This is a genomic window from Acinetobacter sp. CIP 102529 (assembly GCF_000368325.1).
Classification (GTDB): Bacteria; Pseudomonadota; Gammaproteobacteria; order Pseudomonadales; family Moraxellaceae; genus Acinetobacter; species Acinetobacter parvus.
The window spans coordinates 1,184,933-1,205,999 of the sequence record NZ_KB849355.1 but is presented as its reverse complement, the minus strand read 5'-3'; the positions used below and the strand labels follow the sequence as shown (position 1 = coordinate 1,205,999).

The window sequence follows — 21,067 nt, the reverse complement described above, 5'->3', positions numbered from 1 at the left end:
TTAATGGATAAATTTTTGATTACGGGTGGTGTTAAGCTCGAGGGTGAAGTGCGCATTTCTGGTGCTAAAAATGCAGTATTACCATTGTTGGCAGCCACGATTTTAACTGATGATCCAGTCACGATTCGTAATGTTCCCAATTTAAAAGATGTACACACCATCAGCAAGATTATTGCAGGCCTAGGCGTAACAATCACTTATGAGGGCGATACTGTTTATGCTGATGCCAGCACTTTAAGTAATCAATTTGCCCCTTATGATTTAGTAAAAACCATGCGTGCCTCGATTTTGGTGCTGGGTCCATTACTGGCACGTTATGGCAATGCAAAAGTCTCATTGCCAGGTGGGTGTGCCATAGGTTCGCGTCCAGTGGATTTGCATTTAAAGGCGATGGAAGCGCTGGGTGCCAAGATCGAAGTGGAAAATGGTTATGTGCATGCTTCGATTGATGGCCGTTTAAAAGGTGGTGAAGTCATTTTTGATATGGTCACTGTCGGCGGTACAGAAAACATACTGATGGCGGCGGTTTTAGCGGAAGGTGTGACAACAATCCGTAATGCTGCGTGCGAGCCTGAAATTACCGATTTAGCCAATATGCTCAATAAAATGGGCGCACAAATTGAAGGGCTGGACACCAATACACTGATCGTGACAGGTGTTGAACGTTTACATGGTTGCGAGCATAGTGTTGTTCCTGACCGTATTGAAACAGGTTCATATCTGGCTGCTGCTGCGATTACGGGCGGGAAAATCAAAACCACACACACTAACCCTTATATTATGGAAAGCGTGTTGGACAAGTTTGAGGAAATGGGCGCAGAAGTCACGCGTGGTGAAGACTGGATTGAACTGGATATGCAAGGCAAGCGTCCTAAGGCAGTGAGTTTTAGAACATTGCCTCATCCTGAGTTTCCAACGGATATGCAGGCGCAGATCATGGCAGTCAATGCCATTGGTCGTGGTTTTGCAACAATTTCAGAAACGATTTTCGAAAATCGTTTTATGCATGTACCTGAGCTTTCACGTATGGGTGCCAACATTCAGGTCGATGGGCATGATGCGGTGGTCACAGGTGTGGAAAAACTGCAAGCTGCGCCTGTCATGGCAACTGATTTACGTGCCTCGTTTTCACTTGTTCTTGCTGCGCTGGTTGCTGAGGGTGAAACACTGGTTGATCGTATATACCATATTGATCGTGGCTACGAACGTGTGGAAGAAAAATTGCAAAGTTTAGGTGCGCAGATTAAGCGGGTAAAAGCATGAATGACTTAAGAAACGATGATCCGAATTTTGATGTGATGGGTAATTTTGATCATGGTTTAACTTTAGCACTCAGTAAAGGTCGTATTTTAAAGGAAACCTTGCCACTGCTGGAAAATGCAGGCATCAATTTACTTGAAGACCCAGATAAATCACGTAAGTTAATTTTTCCAACCACACATAAAAAAGTACGCATCCTGATTTTGCGGGCTTCTGATGTGCCAACCTATGTAGAGAATGGTGCGGCAGATTTTGGTGTGGCAGGTAAAGATGTGCTGATGGAGCATGGTGCCCAGCATGTTTACGAACTGCTTGACCTGAAAATTGCCAATTGTAAGCTAATGACTGCGGGTAAAGTTGGCATGGAGCGTCCCAAAGGGCGTTTAAAGATTGCTACCAAGTATGTCAATTTAACCCGTCAATATTATGCAAGCCTGGGTGAGCAGGTTGATGTGATTAAGCTGTATGGTTCAATGGAGCTTGCACCTTTGGTTGGTTTGGGTGACTACATTGTTGATGTGGTGGATACAGGCAATACCTTGCGTGCCAATGGTCTGGAACCTTTGGAAGAAATTTGCAAAGTGTCTTCACGTTTAATTGTCAATAAAGCCAGCTTTAAACGTAAACAGGCTTTGTTAAATCCAATCCTGACCCAGCTTGAGCAGGCGATTAAGAATCGTTAGTTGATAAATAGCTTAAATTTTGGAGGTCAACTCAGGTTGGCCTTTTTACATTATTTTAAGAATAAGCAGGAACTGAGTGTCGATCGAAGAACTCTTTCTTTGTGATTGATTTTTTAGGCTGATATTGCATCCACAAGGACGATGAAAAAGAGTAAACTTAGCGTTCTCTTTTTTATCTTGTGGGTAAATTGATGCGACGTTTATCGACTCAGGATCAGAATTTTAAACAGGCATTTGCTGAGCTTTTGGCATTTGAAACTGTCAATGATCCTCAACTCGTACAGACTGTAGACCAGATCATTGCTGATGTCCGCCAGCATGGTGATGAACATGTACTTAAACTCACCCAACAGTTCGATCGACATCCAGCGCATCAATTCTCCGATTTAGAACTTAGCCAGCAACAGCTTAAAACCGCATTTGAGGGATTAAGTACAGAAATTCGTGAAGCTCTGGAGCTGGCGGCAAAGCGGATTCGTTCATTCCATCAGGCGCAAAAGCAAGAGGGATGGACTTATGTGGATGAGCTGGGAAATACTTTAGGACAGAAAGTTACGCCTCTTGATCGGGTTGGGATTTATGTACCAGGGGGGTTGGCATCTTATCCATCCTCTGTATTGATGAATGCGCTACCCGCCCATGTGGCTGGCGTGCCTGAAATTATTATGGTGGTGCCTGCACCAAATGGTGAGCTCAATCCATTGGTCTTGGCTGCGGCATATATAGCTGGCGTTAGCCGAGTATTTACCATTGGTGGTGCACAGGCAGTTGCGGCATTGGCCTACGGAACCCAAACCGTTCCAGCCGTAGATAAAATTACGGGACCAGGGAACCGCTTTGTTGCTGCGGCAAAACGGGCCGTGTTTGGTCAGGTGGGCATTGATATGATTGCTGGACCTTCAGAAATTCTGGTCTATGCAGAGGGTGAAAACAATGCCGAATGGCTGGCGATGGATGTATTGTCTCAGGCAGAACATGACACGGTTGCTCAAGCCATTTTCATTACACCCGATGAAGCACTTTTAAATGCCGTGGATGCAGCCATTGAAAAGCATCTTGCTGAATTACCAAAAGCCGAAATTGCCCGTACTTCAATTCAAAACCGTGGTGCACTGGTTCTGGTTAAAGACCGTGCAGAAGCGATTGAGCTGATCAATCAGGTTGCGCCTGAGCATTTGGAACTCTGTCTGGATGATGCTGAATTGATGAGTCAGGATATTCGTCATGCAGGTGCAATATTTATGGGACGTTATACGCCAGAAGCGATTGGTGATTATTGTGCAGGGCCAAACCACGTTTTGCCAACGTCAGGCACAGCCCGTTTTTCCTCGCCACTGGGTGTTTATGATTTTCAAAAACGTTCAAGCCTGATTATGTGCTCACAGGATGGTGTTAAAACGCTGGCCAAAACAGCCGATATACTTGCGGTACAAGAAAACCTTGATGCCCATGCACGTTCAGCACGTTACCGTTATGAAGCTTGAATGTGCAACGTGTGTCATTGCTTAATGTTATAACAAATATAAACCTCTCCCTAACCCTCTCCTAGAAGGAGAGGGGACTTGTCACTATACATGTGGAATAAGTTTGAAGATTCCTCTCCCTTTGGGAGAGGTTAGGAGAGGGTAAAAGAGAATATAAAATGTCAAAGATCACAACACAACAAATGCGTTTTTGGAGTCCAGAAGTTCGCGAATTAGAGCCTTATGTGCCAGGTGAACAACCAAAAATCCAGAATTTGCTCAAACTTAATACCAATGAAAACCCATATCCACCTTCACCCAAAGTAGTGGAAGCAGTGCAGACGGTTTTGGCAAATCAGGCTGATGCCTTGCGTTTATACCCTGACCCTGATGCAACCGCCTTAAAGCAAGCGATTGCCAATCAGCAAAAAGTTGAACTTGATCAGGTTTTTGTGGGTAATGGTTCAGATGAAGTTCTAGCCCATATTTTTAAGGCATTCTTTATCCAGAATGAGCCTGTGCTTTATCCTGACATTACCTATAGCTTTTATCCAGTTTATAGTCAGTTCTTTGCAATTCAGACCAAGCAGATACCTTTGAATGAAAATTTTGAAATTGATGTTTCAGATTATCAGCAGGAAAATGGTGGCATTATTATTACTAATCCTAATGCGCCAACCAGTATTGCATTGGGTTTGCAACAAATCGAACAAATTTTGCAGGCCAATCCAGATCGTGTGATTGTGATTGATGAAGCCTATGTAGATTTTGGAGCAGAATCAGCAGTTCAGCTTGTTAATCAATATGATAATCTGGTGGTTTGTCAAACAACCTCCAAGTCGCGTTCCCTTGCGGGTTTACGGGTTGGCTTTGCCATTGCACAAAGCCATTTGATTGCCGCACTTGAAGCAGTCAAAAATAGTTTTAACTCCTACCCAATGGACCGATTTGCGATTGCAGCGGCAGTAGCTTCATTTGAAGATCAAGTTTATTTTGAAGCACAATGTGCAAAAGTGATAGAAAGCCGTGAAAAACTGGTGGGTGATTTGATTGCTTTAGGTTTTAAGGTATTGCCATCAAAAGCTAATTTTATTTTTACCACTCATCCACAATATGAAGCCGCCAGGCTTGCACAGCAGCTCCGTGAGCAGGGGATTATCGTCCGTTATTTTAATAAACCAAGAATTGATCAATTCTTGCGAATTACGATTGGCACAGATGAACAAAATCAGCGTTTAGTTGATACACTTAAAATGCAAATTTTGTAATAGCCATATTGGTTCAATCTTCAGATTTCAGCCATGTGTTGAGCAAATCAAGCATGGCAGAAATCTTATCAAAACATTCCTGATATTCTGCCTCAACATCAGAAGCGATGGTAATGCCACCACCTGCCCAGACTGATAATTGATCCTGATACTTTTGAATACTACGAATCAGGATATTCCAGCGTCCCGTGCCATCAAAATTGAAATAACCCAAACTGCCACAATACGCACCTCTTGATGCACCCTCTAGTTCCTCAATAATCTGCATGGCACGAATTTTGGGTGCGCCCGTAATTGAACCACCAGGCAGGGCAGACAATAGCATCTGCATAGGATTGATATCTTGCTTTAAAGTTGCCGTGATTTCACTGACCATGTGATGCACTTGATTGAAACTTTCAATTTCAAAGAGTTTAGTTGTCTTTACTGAACCCGTTTCAGCATAAACACTGAGGTCATTACGCAACAGGTCCACAATCATGACATTTTCAGCCTGATCTTTTTCAGAGTTACTGAGTTTGGCTTTGGATGCCTGATCCTGTTTGGGATCATCAAAGCGTGGCATGGTTCCCTTAATTGGTCGGGTCTTGATTTTTCTCTCATGCTGAAATTCGATAAATAACTCAGGTGAACAACTGAGTAGCTCAAAATCATCAAGCTTTAAATAACCTGCATACGGTGCATGGGTCAATTGCCATAATTCTTCAGCTTTACTTAATAGTGTACCTTGTGCTGTTGCCTTAAATTCTTGTGTTAAATTGATTTGATAACAATCACCTGCCTTGATGTACTCCTGAACCTGATTGAATGCGTCAAAATATTGTTCTTTTGACCAACGGGAAGCGCACTTTTTTAAGAGTTGAAGTGTGGCTAATTCATTTTCTTGGGCTTGGTTTAGCAGTCTGGAAATGCTTTTATAAATATTTTGCGCTTGTTCCTCATCACTATAAAAATACCATGCGCCATCCTGAAACTTTAAAAAAGTAGAATATTCACCTAGAAAAAAGCTGGGTTGTGGATGACTAAAAACATCAATAAATTGATCTGCACTATAGTCATAGCTAAAGAAGCCAATATAACCACCATTGAAAGAAATGTCGTGCTCTGGGTATTCTTGTGAATGATTGAAATTTGAAAATTCAATCACTGATGTTACATCTTGATTTATTTGATATTGATTAAATTCAATTTGATGAAACTGTATCAGCGTTGACTGCTGAAATTTTAAAAAAGCTTTGGGTAGAAATGCAATAACAGGAAAATTTTGATCATGGAGATAGACCAAGCCAGTTAAATCCTGAAGCTGGAGCAAAAGTGCAGATACGGCATTATTTTGTATGTTTAACTTTTGCAAAAACTGGGACATAAAAAGAAATACATTGGCATACACAAGGATATGCTAGTGTACTACACTCTAAAATAGAATAAACATTTTGGGTATTAGGGCAGCAAAATGGCAGTCATTCAACCACAACCATATATCAGTGAACAGGAATACCTTGAGGGCGAATTATTGACTGATATCAAACATGAATATATCGATGGCGAAGTTTACGCAATGGCGGGCGCACATCGGAACCATGTTCGTTTAGCAGATAATATGTTGGGGTTATTATTGGGTCACCTCAAAGGTAAACCATGCCAACCTTTTGGTTCAGATATGAAACTCAAAGTCGGAAAAAACTACTTTTATCCTGATGCAATCATTGATTGCAGTGAAGATGAACAGGATTATTATACCGAAAACCCAACCCTCATTGTTGAGGTGCTCTCAAAATCCACCCGCCAAAAAGACAAGACACTGAAACGTGATCTTTACCTTACTATTCCGACTTTACAGGAATATGTGTTGATCGAACAGGATTTTGTCGATGTGGAAATCCAGCGTCTTTCTAACGGCTGGCAGTCTCAACATTTTTATTTAGATGAAGATGTCCATTTTCAGTCGATTGATTTAACGGTTAAAGTCTCAGAAATCTATGATCGGGTAAAAAATGAAGATATGCAGCAATGGCTGGCGAAGCAGGCAGAAATTGCACAAGCTGAACAGGGCATAGGGCAATAAAATTAAGCTTATTGTCACTTGTAGAGAAAGTATGGCTTAGAAAGTGAATACCGAAAAACTTGATTTTGACGATTGTTATCAATTTTAAGTTAAAAAGAGATTTTGTTTACATTCTCAAAACGAAAATTCTGCCGATTAACAGACAGAAGTTCAAAATATTCAGGTTGATTTAAAAAGATTTTGTATAAAAATTATAATTATCAATATGTTGTAGAATAAAAAGTCTATTGATTGCTATTAATCAGATAATGCCGTTTATCCATTGGAGCGTAAAACCTCGGGGTTTAGCCCGAGGATATAAGCGACTGGCGTAAGCCATACGACATGAAATGTCGTTTTAAATACTTTTGCTATAATCACTATTAAGAAAAATACGGTTAAAATAATTGTATGAAGACACTCAAATTACGAATAAAAGACAAACATTGCAAGATGCTAGACCAACTAGCGTTGGAGGTAAACTTTGTTTGGAATTATGTCAATGATTTGTGTTTCAAGCATCTACAACGCAAACAACAATTCTTTTCAGCATACGACATTGCCAAATACACAAAAGGCACATCGAAAGAATGTAATTTGCATAGCCAAACGATTCAGGCGGTCACAGAAGAATTAGTGACAAGACGCAAGCAATTCAAAAAAGCAAAACTGAAATGGCGAGTCAGCAATAAAAAATCAGCTAGGCGTTCATTGGGCTGGATACCGTTCAAGAAAGTAGCAATCAAATATGCTGATGGCTATGTTCAATATGGCAAGCACCAATTCAAACTATGGGACAGCTACGGACTAAGCAAATACAATGTTAAAACAGGCTCATTTGTTGAGGATAGTCGTGGGCGTTGGTATGTCTGTTTAGTTGTAGAAGCACCAAAGATAGAGAAAACAACATCAACCACAGCCATTGGCATTGATCTAGGGCTAAAAGACCTTGCAACATGCTCAGATGGTGTGAAACTCAAAGCCCCTAAAATCTATCGCCAATATGAACAAAAACTTGGCATAGCCCAACGAGCTAGAAATAAGAAACGTGTCAAAGCAATTCACGCCAAGATTAAAAATATACGTCAAAACATGCTGCATCAATTCAGCCATAAACTGGTGAATGAACATGCAGCAATCTTCGTTGGCAATGTGAATGCCAAAGCACTCGCACAAACTAAATTAGCTAAATCAGTGCTAGATGCAAGTTGGACAACACTAAGAACCATGCTCAAGTATAAATGCGAGAACGCAGGGGTATGGTATGAAGAAGTCAATGAAGCGTATACCACCCAAATGTATTCGTGCTGTGGCTCACGCTCCAGTAGTCCGAAAGGTAGGACAGGTTTAGGAATAAGAGAGTGGCAGTGTATGGAGTGCGGTACGCTCCATGATCGGGATGTAAATTCCGCACTGAATATTCTTGCGCTCGGACATGAGCGTCTCGCAGGAGGAATCCCCGTCCTTTAGGTCGGGGAGGATGTCAATTTAACCTGTATGATCTAAACGCGTTCCCAATGTTTCTAAATGAGATGGAAATAACCCATTTTTACGATCGGTAAAATAATGTCTTAATGTTTGCTCTACGCTCGGAAAGGCAAGTTCCGTCCAGGGAATTTCATGTTCTTCAAATAAGCGACATTCAAGGCTTTCTTCACCAGCACCAAATAGTCCCTGTTTTAATTGTGCCTTGAACAAGACGTAGATTTGCCCAATACGGGGGATATTGTACATACAGTAAAGCTGTTCAATCTCAACCTCTGCCTCGGCCTCTTCACGGGTTTCACGCGCTGCGCCCTGCTCCATGGTTTCAAACAGCTCCATATAACCAGCGGGTAAGGTCCATAAACCATAGCGGGGTTCAATTGCCCGACGGCAAAGTAATACCTTGTTGTCCCAAAGCGCTAAAGCACCACAGATTACTTTGGGATTTTCATAATGAATATTGCCGCAATTTGTGCAAACCAAACGTAATTTATGATCACCCAGTGGAATTTTTGCCTCAGTTTGATGTCCGCATGCAACACAAAAGCTCATAATTATCATCAGCCGTAGAGATAGCTCAGCATAACTGAATTTTTATCTGTTCGCATCATCATCTATACTGACAACTCAAATTTCGGCTATGATGATTTATCAGGAAAGTAACAAGAAGAGATGAGTGATATGGAACAGCCGTCGTTAATACAGCTTTTACAACAACGGTTGCGTTTTTCCAAACGAATCCAGCAGGCAGATGCCGCAGTCTTGATTGCAATAACTCAGGAAGTCCAACCGAAAGTCTTGCTGACCCGCCGTTCCATGCAGTTGTCACAACATGCGGGAGAGGTTTCATTTCCAGGTGGCAAGCGTGATCCAAGTGATACCAGCAATATTGTGGTGGCCTTGCGTGAGGCACATGAGGAGACCGCGCTCAATCCATTTGATGTCAAGCTTTTGGGTGACTTGCCGATTCAGCGTGCGCGAAGTGGGTTATCGGTTAAGCCAATCGTTGGCTTGATTCCTGCCCAAGTGGAACTGATTGCCCAGCCCACAGAAATAGACCGTATTTTTTTTGTGCCATTACAACAGTTAATAGAAGCGCCGCCTTTACCCTATGAGGTTCGTCTGGCACGTCAATCCATTTATTTTCCAAGTATGCAGGTGGAAAGTGAAATCGTGTGGGGGTTAACGGCGCGTATGCTGGTGTCTTTGTTTCAGTATGGTCTGGGTTATCAAAAAAATTGGCCGTTTCTGGTTAATCCACCGCATTTTGGATTATCCAAGTTTTAAATCGTATTTAATCAAGTCGAGTATTCATCATGATGTATCGCTATCAGGGATTAAGTCCAAAAGCATTGTATGAGCCTTGGGATGGCTGGGTTGCACCAACTGCAACGGTGATTGGTCAGGTTGAGCTGGGCCGTCAGGTCAGCATCTGGTTTGGTGCTGTGGTGCGTGCCGATAATTGTGTGATTCGGATTGGTAATTTTTCCAATATTCAGGAAAATGCGGTGTTGCATACCGATGCAGGCATTGAAATGGATATTGGCGAATATGTAACAGTTGGACATAAGGTGATGTTACATGGCTGTCGCATTGGTGATAATTCATTGATTGGCATGAATGCGGTGATTTTAAATCATGCCGTGATTGGCAAAAATTGTATTATTGGAGCTAATGCCCTTATACCAGAGGGCAAGGTGATTCCAGACAATTCTGTGGTGATGGGTTCGCCTGGCAAAGTGGTGAAAACTCTGGATGAAGAGGGAGCTGCCCGTTTACGTTTAAGCGCTTTGCATTATGCGGAACATTATAAGAATTTCCTAAATCTGGAAGAGTTTCATTTTTAATTTTTGATCTAAACTTAACGCTATAAATGCCAGGCAAATGCTTGGCTTTTTTGTATTAAAAAGGAGAACAACTCGCCTAGTAGGTTAGAGTGGAGTATGATACTCGACGTTTTTTCTCTTTCTGGCACTCAGGGTTTTTGCATGAAATTGCTTGCACTGGAAACTGCAAATGAGCAGTGTTCTGTTTCATTGGTGGATGATACCCAAGAACTGTTTTTTCAACTGGATGAACGAACCAAGGCACAAACGCAAACCATTTTGCCCTTAACTGAACAGGCCTTGTTGCAAACTCAAACCCAACTTGCTGATTTAACTACCATTGCCTTTAGTCGCGGCCCAGGTTCGTTTAGTGGGGTACGTATTAATGCCGCAGTTGCACAGGCTTTGGCCTGGTCGCATAACTTGCCTGTGATTCCTGTATCCAGTTTGCAGGCCTTGGCACAGGCAGCCTACCGTTTAACAGGCTTGCAACAGGTTACTGCTGTGCTGGATGCACGTATGCAGGAAGTCTATATTGCTAGCTTTAGTCTGGATCAACATGGCATCATGCAGGCCATAGATGAAGAAAGATTATTAAATTATCAGCAGGCAGCTGAATATTGTCAGTTTACCGCGATTGGTTCGGGTTCAGGCTTGATTAAGCCAGAGCAAATAGACTCATCTGAGGCTTGCACGTTGAAGATCATGGCGACTGCACAGGATATTGCAACAATTGCCCGTGTATATGCGAAACAACAACAATGGGTTGATGCTGAACATGCGCTGCCTGTGTATTTGCGTGATGATGCGTGGAAGAAAATTCCAGAACAAGGCAAAGCAAATTAATACGAATTAAGGTTGAGTATGGATCTTTTATTGCTATTTAAAGCGGCGATTATGGGCTTGGTAGAGGGGATTACTGAATTTCTACCCATCTCAAGTACAGGGCATTTAATTTTAACGGGTCAACTGCTGGATTTCTGGACGGTTGAAAAGCGTGATATGTTCGCGGTTGCTGTGCAGATTGGTGCGATTGCCGCTGTGATCTATGAATATTGGGGCAAGTTGTGGGGGGCTTTGATTGGTGCGTTCACAGGGCAGGAACAGGGCCGCCGTTTAAGCCTTAACCTGATTATTGCTTCAATTCCAATCGTGATCATTGGGTTGAGTTTTGGTGATGTGGTAAAAGCCTATTTATTTAATGCAATTACCGTTGCAATCGCATTGATTGTGGGTGGTTTTATTATTTTATGGGCGGAACGCCGCCCGCATCAAATTGTAACTCAGGAAGTGGATGATCTAAGCTTTAAGCAGGCAACCTTAATTGGTTTGATTCAGTGTCTTGCCTTGATTCCAGGCACTTCCCGTTCTGGTTCAACCATTATTGGTTCATTGTTCCTCGGCGTTTCACGTAAGGCTGCGGCTGAATTTTCATTCTTCCTGGGCATTCCTGTACTGATGGGCGCAGGTCTGCTAGATATGTACAAGATGCGTCATGAGTTGCATAGCAATGATATGGCAGTCTTGGCTGTTGGAATTGTAGTTGCCTTTATTTCAGCGTTGATTGTGATTCGTGCCCTGATTCGTTATGTCTCCAAGCATGATTTTACCGCATTTGCCTACTACCGCATTGTATTTGGACTGTTGATCCTGGCAACTTGGTGGACAGGTTGGGTGCATTGGTAATGCAGATGATCTGTTGGTATCAAGCTGAATATCAACACCAATTTCAGCAACTGCAAACACGTTTGGCTGAATTGCATGTTCAGCTTGATGGGCAAGTGGTTGAGAAAATTAATGCACGTTTTTTACGCCTGAATCCAGACATGGCACTGGTGCTGGATGAGGATGGTTTAAGTCTTGCCGCCAACGGCATGAAAATGCAGCCTGACTGGTGTGCCGAGATTCCGCGATTAAAAAGAGCCAGTTTAAAATCTGAGATGATTGCCAGAGCGTGTCAGCTTGGAGAAAAGCCAACACTGGTTGATGCGACCGCAGGTCTGGGACATGACAGTTTGCTGATGGCCTATCTAGGGGCGGATGTCTGTCTGGTTGAACGGCATCCGATCCTGTTTGTGTTGTTGGAATATACCAAGGCACAGGCTGAAAAGGATCCATTTTTACAGACTTTTGTGTCACGGATTCAGTTGGTTTTTGCAGACTCCAATGTATATTTACAGCAATTAGCCCAGCAGAATCAGCAGGTGGATGTGGTGTATCTGGACCCGATGTTTCCACAGCGTGACCAGAACCAGCAGGCGATAAAAAAGCAGGCGCAGGTTAAGAAACAAATGCAGTTGTTACACTTGTTGTTGCCTGAAGATGGCGAGATGGACTTGGGCGATCAGTTATTGGATTTAGCGCGGAAAATTGCCAAACGTGTGGTGGTCAAGCGTCCACGTCATGCCATTTATCTGGCAGATCAAACTCCTGATCATCAATGGCTGGGAGATGCCTGCCGTTTTGATGCATATTTTGCCAAAGTTTAAGTTCAAATCCTCATCGGATTCAGTTGATTGTTTGGCTTGCGTCAATGCACAGTAAAGATTTGTGATATAGTGCAAAAGCATGATTGCTAAAAAATTCTTGTCACGCTTACACTAGAGCTGAGCATCTCAATTTTTAGAAAAGTGATGCTTATTTTGAAGAAGTAGATTTTCAGTTTTGTCTTGAAAAGAGAAATACCTAAAGAATTTTATGATAGACCTCAAGCCCTCCATTAATATCTGGCACGATTTTAAAAGTAACCAAATTGCTGGAATGTGGTTGTTTCTGGGGTCACGCCGTTCCCTACAGGTGGTACATCCTTCAATCACCCAACTGATTCTGTGGGGAATTCTGGGTGGATGTACCAACTCGCTTTATGGCTGGCTGGTTGCTGGGCAAATGGGGGACTTTAATCCCCAGGGGTTGATTGGATATGCACTGTGGCCATTTATTGCCTTAATTGTCGGTATTTTCCTTTCCCAGCGCATGAACCAACCTCGCCTGATGCTGGTGCCTGCATTGCTGTGGTTGGTGCTTGATACCAATATTCTGTTGTTACAATGCCTGATTCAGTATCTTGGATCAAATGGTTACCTGAACTTTATCCCTGACAGTATTTATAATGGTTTTTTACCCCCATTTTTTGTTGGCTTGTTTGTCTGGCAGAGTCTGGCAGTCATCTGGGTTTTTTCCCGTGCATTAAAATGGCCGTGGTGGGAGCGTGTACTGGTGATTGTGGCAACTATTGCCACAATGGTGGTATGGCAATTATCTGTTAAGGACCAGCCAGTCTGGAAAGTGGAGCAAACACCGCCAAGTTTCAGTGAAGAGGCATTTTATGCGCAGGGCCATTTGCTTGAGACGGCACTGGATCAAATACAATATGGCGATATCGCCCAAAGCCACTGGTATTTTATGGGAGTGGCGGGAGATAGTTATGCTGATGTGTTCAAGTCGGAAATTGAGCGGATAAAAGAGCAGTTTGATACCCGTTTTGGAACCTTTGGCCGTTCGCTGATGTTGATCAATAACCCTGCCACACGTCTGGAGGTGCCAATCGCTTCTAAAACCAGTATGGAACTGGCTTTGCGCCGTATTGGCCAGCAAATGAACCGTGACAGTGATGTGCTATTCCTGTATATGACTTCACATGGCGAACGGAATCATTTTGAAATTGAAAATGCGCCGCTAGAGCTTGGGCAGGTTGACCCGAAATGGCTGCGTGAAACACTGGATAAGTCTGGAATTCGCTGGCGTGTGATCGTGATTTCGGCCTGTTATTCGGGCAGCTTTATTCCTGCCTTGCAGTCACCTGAAACATTGATCATTACCGCATCAGCAGCAGATAAAACCTCATTTGGCTGTAATAGTGAGGCCGACTATACCTATTTCGGTCGGGCATTTTTTGATCTGGCAATGCGTGAGCAGTCTTCAATCAAGCAGGCATTTGAGCAGGCCAGACAAACAGTGACCAAATGGGAAACTGCGCAAGGCTTTGAACCATCAGAACCGCAATGGTCAATTGGGCGTAATATGGAATTAATGCTGCCACAACTGGAGCCTTATTTGTTCCCTACACAAAATATGACAACAACAGATACTACAAAAACACAGGATAACAAACATGCAACTACTGCAAAAAAATCGTTGTTTTGAGGGCGAGCAACGGATTTACCAGATTGATTCCCAGCATCTCAAAGGGCTGAGCAAGGTTGGGGTTTATCTGCCACCAGCTGCTTTAGAGGGTAAGCCATGTTCAGCATTATTCTATCTTGCTGGCCTGACCTGTACTGAAGAGACCTTTGCAATCAAGGCACATGCACAACGTATGGCTGCACGTTTAAGCCTGATTTTAATTACACCAGATACCTCACCGCGTGGAGAGGATGTGGCGCAAGGGGATTATTGGGACATTGGGCAGGGTGCAGGTTTCTACATGAATGCGATACAGCAACCGTGGGCTGAACATTATCAAATGGAATCCTATATTGTTGATGAGTTGTATGCGCACATATTGCAGGAGTTTCCAGTGATTGAAAATCAAGTTGGAATCTTTGGTCATTCAATGGGTGGACATGGTGCATTGACGCTGGCATTTAAATATCCTGAGCAATTTAAGTCGGTTTCCGCCTTTGCGCCCATTTGTGCACCAAGTCTCTGCCCTTGGGGAGAAAAGGCATTTAGCCAATATTTAGGTACTGATCAACAACAGTGGTCAGCACACGATGCGACTGCTCTGGTCCAGCAAAAGGGTGGAGTTTTTGAGGAAATCCTGATTGATCAGGGACTGGATGACCAGTTCTATGCGCAGTTGAATCCTGAGAAATTTAAGCAGGCCTGTCTCGATGCTGGTCAGCCTCTCACCCTACGCCTGCACAAAGGTTATGATCATGGCTATTACTTTATTCAAAGTTTTATTGATGACCATCTACAGTTTCATGCCATTCAGTTAGAAAAGGCATTAAGCTAAATACTGGAAGTTCATATGAGCTTCTTTTAATGATGTTGCCATTCAACTAAAAATTCTTGTTGAGCCATACGGTTTAAATGAGCAAGTACCACCTGCTCCAAATGGGTAACATCTTCCTGCTGGTTTTCAATTGTAAATGAAAATAGTTCTCATGAAATGGGCTGTTGCAAGTTTGCAATGCCAGCAGGCTAACTACAGACGGAAGTGTTATGAATTTGCTATAATTTACCCATCATTTTCTCAGTATTCGTCAGGTTATCCATGTCCAAGCCTTATTTAATTGCACCGTCGATTTTATCTGCTGATTTTGCGCGTTTAGGTGAAGAGGTAGAAAAAGTGTTGGCGGCAGGCGCAGATGTTGTGCATTTTGATGTGATGGATAACCACTATGTACCGAACCTGACCTTTGGTGCAGGTGTATGCAAGGCACTGAAAAATTATGGGATCAAGGCGCCGATTGACGTGCATTTGATGGTTTCGCCTGTGGACCGTATGATCGGCGATTTTCTGGAAGCGGGTGCCGACATTATTACCTTTCACCCAGAAGCATCAGACCATATTGATCGCTCGCTACAATTGATCAAATCGGGTGGAGCAAAAGCTGGCTTGGTATTTAACCCAGCCACGCCGTTACACTATCTGGATTATGTGCTTGATAAAGTCGATCAAATCCTGTTGATGAGTGTAAACCCTGGCTTTGGTGGACAGAAATTCATTCCAATGACTTTGGAAAAATTACGTCAGGCACGTCAGATTATTGATGCCAGTGGTCGTGATATCCGTCTGGAAGTGGATGGTGGTGTTGGCCCTGCCAATATCGGTGAAATTGCAGCAGCGGGTGCGGATATGTTTGTGGCTGGCTCAGCGATTTTTGGTCAACCAGATTATAAAACAGTGATTGATCAGATGCGGGCGGAGTTGGCAAAAGTGAATCAGGTAGAGATTTAAGATGTGGATAACTTTGTTTATAACTGGGTGGATAACCGTGTTGATAAGCAAGTGGATAAACTGTTGTTAAAATAAACAAAGTGATTTCAGTTGTTTATATTCACAGCAAAATAATGGAAAAAGGACAAATATCTGTCCTTTTTTATGCGCCAACTTATTTATTTTGCTTTATTTTTATCCATTTTTTATTTGTTTGGAAATTAAATGATAAATCAGCAGGTTTCTTTAAACTGACTCTAAATGATCAGAATTGAAACATGAAGCTGATTGTGTATAAGTATGAAAGAAATTATGCTAAGTATATTGACTTAGTTTGATCATTGAAACAGGGAATCTAACGTGCAACTGCGCCAAAAATACAAACATCTGTGGTTTGTATTCCTGATGATATTCTTCATCGGGGGGAGTGGTGTGGCTGTTGCAGCAGTTCAGGCAATTCAATCTCCTCAAAAATCTTATGCAACCGCTCAAACAATGCCTTGCCATGAGCAACCTATGCTGGATCAACCTCATCATATGTCTGGGTCGCATGTTGATACGACCAGTTTGACAAAATGTCATGATGGAAAAATGCATAGTGATCAGCATTGTCAGGACTGCAATAGTCCCTCACATTGTCAGACAGTCAATCTTGCACTTGATCAGCAGGCACCCAGTTTATCCTCCTCACCTTTTTTAGAGCCTGATTCCTATCAACATACCGATTATCAGGCTCGACATCTTGCTGGCTATTGGCAGGAAATTTTACGCCCTCCTAGAACCTGATCTATTAAATTCCGTTGAAATTCTTCTCTTTTAAAGAGGGGCTAGGCGATATTTAACAGATTGGGATTATTTTATGTCTTCAAAATTATATGCTGGCGTTGTTGCCAGTTTGAGCCTATTGCTTGCCCCTGATAGTTGGGCTGCAATCAAGGAATATCACCTGAATATCAGTCAGGGCATGGTCAACTTAACAGGGAAACCTGTTAAACGAATGACAGTTAATGGCAAGTTTATTGCTCCGCTTCTGGAGTTTGAAGAGGGTGACGAGGCGGTCATCCATGTGCATAACCAACTCAAGGATCAGGACACCTCCCTGCATTGGCATGGGCTACTTTTACCTGGATTGATGGATGGTGTGCCTGGTTTTAATGGCTTTCAGGGTATTCAGCCAAAGGGTGATTTTACCTATCGTTTCAAGGTGCGCCAAAACGGAACTTACTGGTATCACGCCCATAGTAAAGGGCAGGAACAGGACGGTTTATATGGTCCGCTGGTGATTTATCCAAAAGGAAAACAGCCTGTTGCCACACATGAAAAAGCTGAACGTGATTATGTGGTGATGCTGTCGGATTTTCATGAATCCGATAGTGCCCAGATCATGGCAAACCTGAAAAAGTCCGCCGAGTATTATCAAAATCAGCGTGAAACAGTGCGCGATGTTTGGAAACAGGTCAAACAGCAAGGTTTAAAGGCAAGCTGGCAAGACCGTGCAATGTGGAACCAGATGCGGATGCTTAAAACCGATTTGTCTGATGTTACGGGTTATACCTTTTTAGTCAATGGTCAAACGCCACAACAAAACTGGACAGGTAAATTTAAAACGGGTGAGAAAGTCCGCCTGCGTTTTATCAATGCTTCAGCCATGTCTTTTTTTGATGTACGTATTCCAGATTTAAAAATGACGGTGCTGAGTGCCGATGGTCAGCCTGTGCAACCTGTACCAGTGGATGAATTTCGGATTGGTGCGGCAGAAACCTATGATGTGATAGTGGAGCCAATGCAGGCATATTATCAAGTTCAGGCAGAGTCGATTGACCGCGCTGGTTTTGCGATTGCATCCCTGCAAAACGAAATGTTTCCAAAACAGCAAAAGCTTGAAATGCCGAAAGCCCGTCCGCGTGCACTATTGACCATGGATGATATGGGACATGGGCAAATGGATATGGGCAAAATGGATCATGGCTCGCATCAGCAAATGAACATGGAACATCATTCACATGACCAGATGCAGATGTCAGCATCAGCAATGTCTGAGCATAGCCAGCACCAATCTATGGCATCTTTTGAAAAAGATCAACCTGATACCGTACAGGGTTGGGCCAATGCCTCCACACCAGCAGGGCATAAGGCGTTGCAGTATGCTGACCTAAAATCATTAACCCCCCAAGCTGATACCCGTCCTGCTGAAAGAGAGTTGCTGATCCGTCTTGGCGGTACGATGGAGCGTTATATCTGGACGATTGATGGCAAGAAGTTCAGTGACAAGGACTTTGAACCCTTAAAGGTGCGCTTTGGTGAACGTATCCGCCTAAAATTTATCAATGACAGCATGATGGCGCATCCGATGCATCTGCATGGCATGTTTATGCAACTGGAAAATGGCCAGTCTGCACAGGACATGCCAAACAAGCACACAATAATCGTACCGCCAGGCAAGACAGTGACCGCCATGCTGACTGCGGATGAGTTGGGCGAATGGGCAATTCATTGCCACCTGCTATACCATATGAGTGCAGGTATGATGAGCAAGCTGATCGTAGCAAATGTTGATGACACAAAAACGCCGATGCAAACGCCTGTTCAGTCTTCTCAAGGAGAAAGCCATGTACATCATTAAGCTAACTCCTGAAATGAAACGCCATGTACCCTTATTGTTGATGGGTGGAATGATGTGCTGCCTGAGCGCCGTGACTTATGCACATGAAGAACATAATCACATGACAGATGAACAGCCCGTTATGCAAATGGATGCATCATCAGCGATGCAGCATCAGCAACATCAAAGTGTTCCTGTAAGGGCAGAGCTTGACCATACACCGCATAATCATCACCGTGAACATGGTGGGCAGATGTATCAGGCCACCACTCTGGAAAACGCATGGACAGTGGATGATCATGGTCGGGGCAGTGCTAGCAGTAAACTGAAAACTTGGATAGGCACAGATGAAAACAAGATTTTCATCAAGGCGCATGTGGAAAAGGCAGAATCCCAGCAGACAAAAACCGATGCAATGGCTTTATATAGCCGTAGTATTGCTGACTTTTGGGATGTACAGGTGGGTGCTCGCCATCAATATCAACCTGAACAGCAACAGGATAAAAGCCAGTGGAGCGCCGTAGTCGGCGTACATGGTTTGGCTCCCTATTTCTTTGAAACCGAAGCCTATCTCTATGCAGGACACGATCAACGCTGGCAGTTCAGTCTGGAAACCAGCCGTGATGTGCTGTTTACCCAGAAATGGATTGCACAGCCTTATTTCAATGCGGATCTGGTTTTAAATGATCAATCAAAATATGCACAAAAATCAGGTGTGTCCAAACTGCAAACAGGCGCGCAGATTCGCTATGAAATCAATAAAAAAGTCATGCCATTTATTGACCTTGCTTATGCCTATCATAAAGGTAAAAAGCAAACTGCATGGCAAATGGCTTCAGGGCATGAGCAAGGCGGGCTATATGCTGTGGGGCTTACGTTAAAGTTCTGATACTCTGTCTAAAATGTCACTTCGCTGAGATACTGTTGGTTTATACTTGCAGTATCTTTTTTGAGTCATTCATGGTGCATAAATGGCTTTAGAACAACAAGAGCAGCAAATAACACAACATGCAAATCAAGGGACACATTCAGGCGAAAAGTCTCAGGCTTCTTTCCAGTCTCAAGCAGGATTTATTGCAGCAAATGGCAGCATGAATGTCAGTTTTTACTATATTCCCCATATGAGCAGTGTTGTGGAAGCAACACGTGTACGCAAGGCATTAGTTCCATTTGTGGATTTATTGGTTGAGCATAGTATTGACCTGGATGCACGTCATTTAACCCTCTACCATCATCTACCGATTGATGAGGTTACTGCCGCCTTGCAACGTCTGAGTCTGGGGGCTGAACTACAACAAACCATGTCACATTATGAGCCTGTGGAAATCAGTACATTTAATAAGCAGGAAAAGACAGATTCATCCAGTCAGAACAAGACCTTTACAGAAAACCAGCTCAATCCTATTCAGCAATTTTTGTATGCCGCTTTAGAAAAACTTAGGCGATGGATCAAGGTATTACAAGGTAAAAAGGATCAATAATATGCCAAGATGGATGTATGGCTTGCTGGGACTGGCTTTGGCATGGCTGGTCTGGACCAATCTGCTTAAACCCGCTCCAAATGTGAGTCAAATTACGACCCAGCAAGGTGTACAGGTGATGGCACTGGAAAACTATGAGGGTTCATTTCGTGTATTGGGACGGGAAGACTACAATCTAGGCCGTGAAGCAGAATTTTCCCCTATGGACATTGCTGTAGGCTGGGGGAAAATGGCAAATCCACAGGTGTATAAGCAAATTGACATTTCCCAGAGTAACCGTTGGTATCACTGGCGTGTTGATCATGAACCACCGATTTCGTTTAGGGAAATTGAAACACACAGTGCCAACATGCATTTGGTTCCAGCAGATGCCTATGTCGCATCGCAAATGAAGAAAATTAAAAAGGATGATTTGGTCTACCTCAAGGGTGCATTAATCGAAATTCAGGCACCCGATGGATGGCGCTGGAAAAGTTCCTTGTCCCGTGAGGATACAGGTAATGGTGCCTGTGAATTGATACGTGTGGACAGCATCATTTGGCAATAGAATACACAGAATAACAGTTCATGCTTTTCAATGGCTTAATTGGGGTAGATACATAACAATTCACATAACTGCCCATTTTAAAGTAAACTCCTGAAGCTGGGAGGACGACCTCCCCAGAAAAGAATCACGTTGGGACGACCCAACCATGAATAAAGATGAATGTAAAAATGGCATGGGCAATTTTAATTCTGGCAGGGATTTTTGAAATCATTTGGGCGTACTCAATGAAAATGTCTGAGGGCTTCACCCGTCTCACCCCAAGTGTGGTCACGATTGTTTTTATGATTTTAAGTGTGGTTTTGCTCTGCATATCAATGCGTACACTTCCTTTGGGAACAGCCTATACCGTATGGACAGGCATTGGCGCGATGGGTTCCTTTATTTTGGGCATTATGGTGCTGAATGAACCCATGACCGCAATGCGTATGATCGCAGCCGTCTTGATTGTGTCGGGTTTGGTGTTGATGAAGCTTTCATCGAATTAAGAAAAATTCCCCCTCTTTATCAAAGAGGGGGCTACGATT

Annotated in this window: 22 protein-coding genes and 1 pseudogene; 20 read left to right on the top strand and 3 right to left on the bottom strand. The window is 43.1% G+C overall.

The genetic code is table 11. The features are described from left to right. Positions 1–3: 3 nt before the first annotated feature. The 4 genes from murA (at position 4) to hisC (ending at position 4,674) form a co-directional block, all read left to right on the top strand. Positions 4–1,263 carry a UDP-N-acetylglucosamine 1-carboxyvinyltransferase gene (gene murA / locus F972_RS11095; RefSeq protein WP_004757257.1) on the top strand — a complete coding sequence of 420 codons (1,260 nt, stop codon included), beginning with the start codon at positions 4–6 and terminating at the stop codon, positions 1,261–1,263. Continuing rightward, positions 1,260–1,943 carry an ATP phosphoribosyltransferase gene (gene hisG / locus F972_RS11090; protein WP_004675158.1) on the top strand — a complete coding sequence of 228 codons (684 nt, stop codon included), beginning with the start codon at positions 1,260–1,262 and terminating at the stop codon, positions 1,941–1,943. The genes murA and hisG overlap by 4 nt, the downstream gene beginning before the upstream one ends. A 191-nt stretch (positions 1,944–2,134) precedes the next feature. Further along, complete coding sequence (hisD, locus tag F972_RS11085; protein ID WP_004769800.1) at positions 2,135–3,427, top strand: histidinol dehydrogenase; 1,293 nt, start codon at positions 2,135–2,137, stop codon at positions 3,425–3,427. Between the two features lie 158 nt (positions 3,428–3,585). Then, a complete protein-coding gene (hisC, locus tag F972_RS11080) occupies positions 3,586–4,674 on the top strand; it encodes a histidinol-phosphate transaminase (protein ID WP_004769797.1) in 1,089 nt (362 codons plus the stop codon). Positions 4,675–4,687: 13 nt separating this feature from the next. On the opposite strand, the gene pabB is transcribed toward hisC, so the two are convergent. Further along, a complete protein-coding gene (gene pabB / locus F972_RS11075) occupies positions 4,688–6,040 on the bottom strand; it encodes an aminodeoxychorismate synthase component I (protein ID WP_004769796.1) in 1,353 nt (450 codons plus the stop codon). An 87-nt stretch (positions 6,041–6,127) separates the two neighbouring features. Between pabB and F972_RS11070 the strand changes: the two genes are divergently transcribed. Then, positions 6,128–6,739, top strand: a complete 612-nt coding sequence (locus F972_RS11070) for a Uma2 family endonuclease (RefSeq protein ID WP_004683000.1) — start codon at positions 6,128–6,130, stop codon at positions 6,737–6,739. 390 nt (positions 6,740–7,129) lie between these two features. Further along, entirely contained in the window at positions 7,130–8,188 is a 1,059-nt protein-coding gene (locus F972_RS11065; RefSeq protein ID WP_034428177.1) for an RNA-guided endonuclease InsQ/TnpB family protein, read from the top strand. Positions 8,189–8,206: 18 nt separating this feature from the next. Here the strand turns inward: F972_RS11065 and F972_RS11060 are convergent, their stop codons facing one another. Further along, positions 8,207–8,755, bottom strand: coding sequence for an NUDIX hydrolase (locus F972_RS11060; protein WP_004682996.1), 549 nt, complete (start codon positions 8,753–8,755; stop codon positions 8,207–8,209). Between the two features lie 129 nt (positions 8,756–8,884). Here F972_RS11060 and F972_RS11055 point away from each other — a divergent pair, with 129 nt between their 5' ends. The 7 genes from F972_RS11055 (at position 8,885) to fghA (ending at position 14,986) form a co-directional block, all read left to right on the top strand. Beyond that, entirely contained in the window at positions 8,885–9,490 is a 606-nt protein-coding gene (locus F972_RS11055; RefSeq protein WP_004675141.1) for a CoA pyrophosphatase, read from the top strand. Between the two features lie 32 nt (positions 9,491–9,522). Continuing rightward, on the top strand, positions 9,523–10,050 hold the full coding sequence (locus F972_RS11050; RefSeq protein WP_167539036.1) for a gamma carbonic anhydrase family protein: 528 nt from the start codon (positions 9,523–9,525) through the stop codon (positions 10,048–10,050). A 141-nt stretch (positions 10,051–10,191) separates the two neighbouring features. Further along, entirely contained in the window at positions 10,192–10,875 is a 684-nt protein-coding gene (tsaB, locus tag F972_RS11045; RefSeq protein WP_004682992.1) for a tRNA (adenosine(37)-N6)-threonylcarbamoyltransferase complex dimerization subunit type 1 TsaB, read from the top strand. 18 nt (positions 10,876–10,893) lie between these two features. Further along, a complete protein-coding gene (locus F972_RS11040) occupies positions 10,894–11,715 on the top strand; it encodes an undecaprenyl-diphosphate phosphatase (protein WP_004682990.1) in 822 nt (273 codons plus the stop codon). Further along, positions 11,715–12,518 (top strand): class I SAM-dependent methyltransferase, encoded by an 804-nt coding sequence (locus F972_RS11035; RefSeq protein ID WP_004769793.1) that lies wholly within the window; start codon positions 11,715–11,717, stop codon positions 12,516–12,518. The genes F972_RS11040 and F972_RS11035 overlap by 1 nt, the downstream gene beginning before the upstream one ends. Before the next feature lie 208 nt (positions 12,519–12,726). Beyond that, positions 12,727–14,172: a C13 family peptidase gene (locus F972_RS11030; RefSeq protein ID WP_004769791.1), complete on the top strand. Its 1,446-nt coding sequence runs from the start codon at positions 12,727–12,729 to the stop codon at positions 14,170–14,172. Then, the gene (fghA, locus tag F972_RS11025; protein WP_004757274.1) at positions 14,141–14,986 is read left to right on the top strand and encodes an S-formylglutathione hydrolase; all 846 of its coding nucleotides are present in this window, start codon (positions 14,141–14,143) and stop codon (positions 14,984–14,986) included. The genes F972_RS11030 and fghA overlap by 32 nt, the downstream gene beginning before the upstream one ends. A gap of 26 nt (positions 14,987–15,012) precedes the next feature. On the opposite strand, the pseudogene F972_RS15920 reads toward fghA, so the two are convergent. Continuing rightward, positions 15,013–15,099 (bottom strand): annotated as a pseudogene (locus F972_RS15920) (DUF2218 domain-containing protein); the annotation flags it as partial. A gap of 148 nt (positions 15,100–15,247) precedes the next feature. Here F972_RS15920 and rpe point away from each other — a divergent pair. The 7 genes from rpe (at position 15,248) to F972_RS10990 (ending at position 21,028) form a co-directional block, all read left to right on the top strand. Next, complete coding sequence (gene rpe, locus F972_RS11020; protein ID WP_004757276.1) at positions 15,248–15,934, top strand: ribulose-phosphate 3-epimerase; 687 nt, start codon at positions 15,248–15,250, stop codon at positions 15,932–15,934. 339 nt (positions 15,935–16,273) lie between these two features. After that, entirely contained in the window at positions 16,274–16,699 is a 426-nt protein-coding gene (locus F972_RS11015; RefSeq protein ID WP_004769790.1) for a hypothetical protein, read from the top strand. A gap of 73 nt (positions 16,700–16,772) precedes the next feature. After that, positions 16,773–18,536: a copper resistance system multicopper oxidase gene (locus tag F972_RS11010; protein WP_004769789.1), complete on the top strand. Its 1,764-nt coding sequence runs from the start codon at positions 16,773–16,775 to the stop codon at positions 18,534–18,536. Continuing rightward, complete coding sequence (locus F972_RS11005; RefSeq protein ID WP_004682978.1) at positions 18,523–19,404, top strand: copper resistance protein B; 882 nt, start codon at positions 18,523–18,525, stop codon at positions 19,402–19,404. Before F972_RS11010 ends, F972_RS11005 begins: the two co-directional genes overlap by 14 nt. Positions 19,405–19,486: 82 nt before the next feature. Continuing rightward, the gene (locus F972_RS11000) at positions 19,487–19,996 is read left to right on the top strand and encodes a hypothetical protein (RefSeq protein ID WP_004682977.1); all 510 of its coding nucleotides are present in this window, start codon (positions 19,487–19,489) and stop codon (positions 19,994–19,996) included. 1 nt (position 19,997) lies between these two features. Beyond that, a complete protein-coding gene (locus tag F972_RS10995) occupies positions 19,998–20,543 on the top strand; it encodes a hypothetical protein (RefSeq protein ID WP_004682975.1) in 546 nt (181 codons plus the stop codon). Positions 20,544–20,710: 167 nt separating this feature from the next. Next, positions 20,711–21,028: a DMT family transporter gene (locus F972_RS10990; protein WP_004682973.1), complete on the top strand. Its 318-nt coding sequence runs from the start codon at positions 20,711–20,713 to the stop codon at positions 21,026–21,028. The last annotated feature ends 39 nt before the right edge of the window (positions 21,029–21,067 follow it).

Bases quoted from the DNA above. Each gene is read 5' to 3' on its own strand.
- murA (WP_004757257.1), top strand. From the start codon at position 4: ATGGATAAATTTTTGATTACGGGTGGTGTTAAGCTCGAGGGTGAAGTG.
- hisG (WP_004675158.1), top strand. From the start codon at position 1,260: ATGAATGACTTAAGAAACGATGATCCGAATTTTGATGTGATGGGTAAT.
- hisD (WP_004769800.1), top strand. From the start codon at position 2,135: ATGCGACGTTTATCGACTCAGGATCAGAATTTTAAACAGGCATTTGCT.
- hisC (WP_004769797.1), top strand. From the start codon at position 3,586: ATGTCAAAGATCACAACACAACAAATGCGTTTTTGGAGTCCAGAAGTT.
- pabB (WP_004769796.1), bottom strand. From the start codon at position 6,040: ATGTCCCAGTTTTTGCAAAAGTTAAACATACAAAATAATGCCGTATCT.
- F972_RS11070 (WP_004683000.1), top strand. From the start codon at position 6,128: ATGGCAGTCATTCAACCACAACCATATATCAGTGAACAGGAATACCTT.
- F972_RS11065 (WP_034428177.1), top strand. From the start codon at position 7,130: ATGAAGACACTCAAATTACGAATAAAAGACAAACATTGCAAGATGCTA.
- F972_RS11060 (WP_004682996.1), bottom strand. From the start codon at position 8,755: ATGAGCTTTTGTGTTGCATGCGGACATCAAACTGAGGCAAAAATTCCA.
- F972_RS11055 (WP_004675141.1), top strand. From the start codon at position 8,885: ATGGAACAGCCGTCGTTAATACAGCTTTTACAACAACGGTTGCGTTTT.
- F972_RS11050 (WP_167539036.1), top strand. From the start codon at position 9,523: ATGTATCGCTATCAGGGATTAAGTCCAAAAGCATTGTATGAGCCTTGG.
- tsaB (WP_004682992.1), top strand. From the start codon at position 10,192: ATGAAATTGCTTGCACTGGAAACTGCAAATGAGCAGTGTTCTGTTTCA.
- F972_RS11040 (WP_004682990.1), top strand. From the start codon at position 10,894: ATGGATCTTTTATTGCTATTTAAAGCGGCGATTATGGGCTTGGTAGAG.
- F972_RS11035 (WP_004769793.1), top strand. From the start codon at position 11,715: ATGCAGATGATCTGTTGGTATCAAGCTGAATATCAACACCAATTTCAG.
- F972_RS11030 (WP_004769791.1), top strand. From the start codon at position 12,727: ATGATAGACCTCAAGCCCTCCATTAATATCTGGCACGATTTTAAAAGT.
- fghA (WP_004757274.1), top strand. From the start codon at position 14,141: ATGCAACTACTGCAAAAAAATCGTTGTTTTGAGGGCGAGCAACGGATT.
- rpe (WP_004757276.1), top strand. From the start codon at position 15,248: ATGTCCAAGCCTTATTTAATTGCACCGTCGATTTTATCTGCTGATTTT.
- F972_RS11010 (WP_004769789.1), top strand. From the start codon at position 16,773: ATGTCTTCAAAATTATATGCTGGCGTTGTTGCCAGTTTGAGCCTATTG.
- F972_RS11005 (WP_004682978.1), top strand. From the start codon at position 18,523: ATGTACATCATTAAGCTAACTCCTGAAATGAAACGCCATGTACCCTTA.
- F972_RS11000 (WP_004682977.1), top strand. From the start codon at position 19,487: ATGGCTTTAGAACAACAAGAGCAGCAAATAACACAACATGCAAATCAA.
- F972_RS10995 (WP_004682975.1), top strand. From the start codon at position 19,998: ATGCCAAGATGGATGTATGGCTTGCTGGGACTGGCTTTGGCATGGCTG.
- F972_RS10990 (WP_004682973.1), top strand. From the start codon at position 20,711: ATGGCATGGGCAATTTTAATTCTGGCAGGGATTTTTGAAATCATTTGG.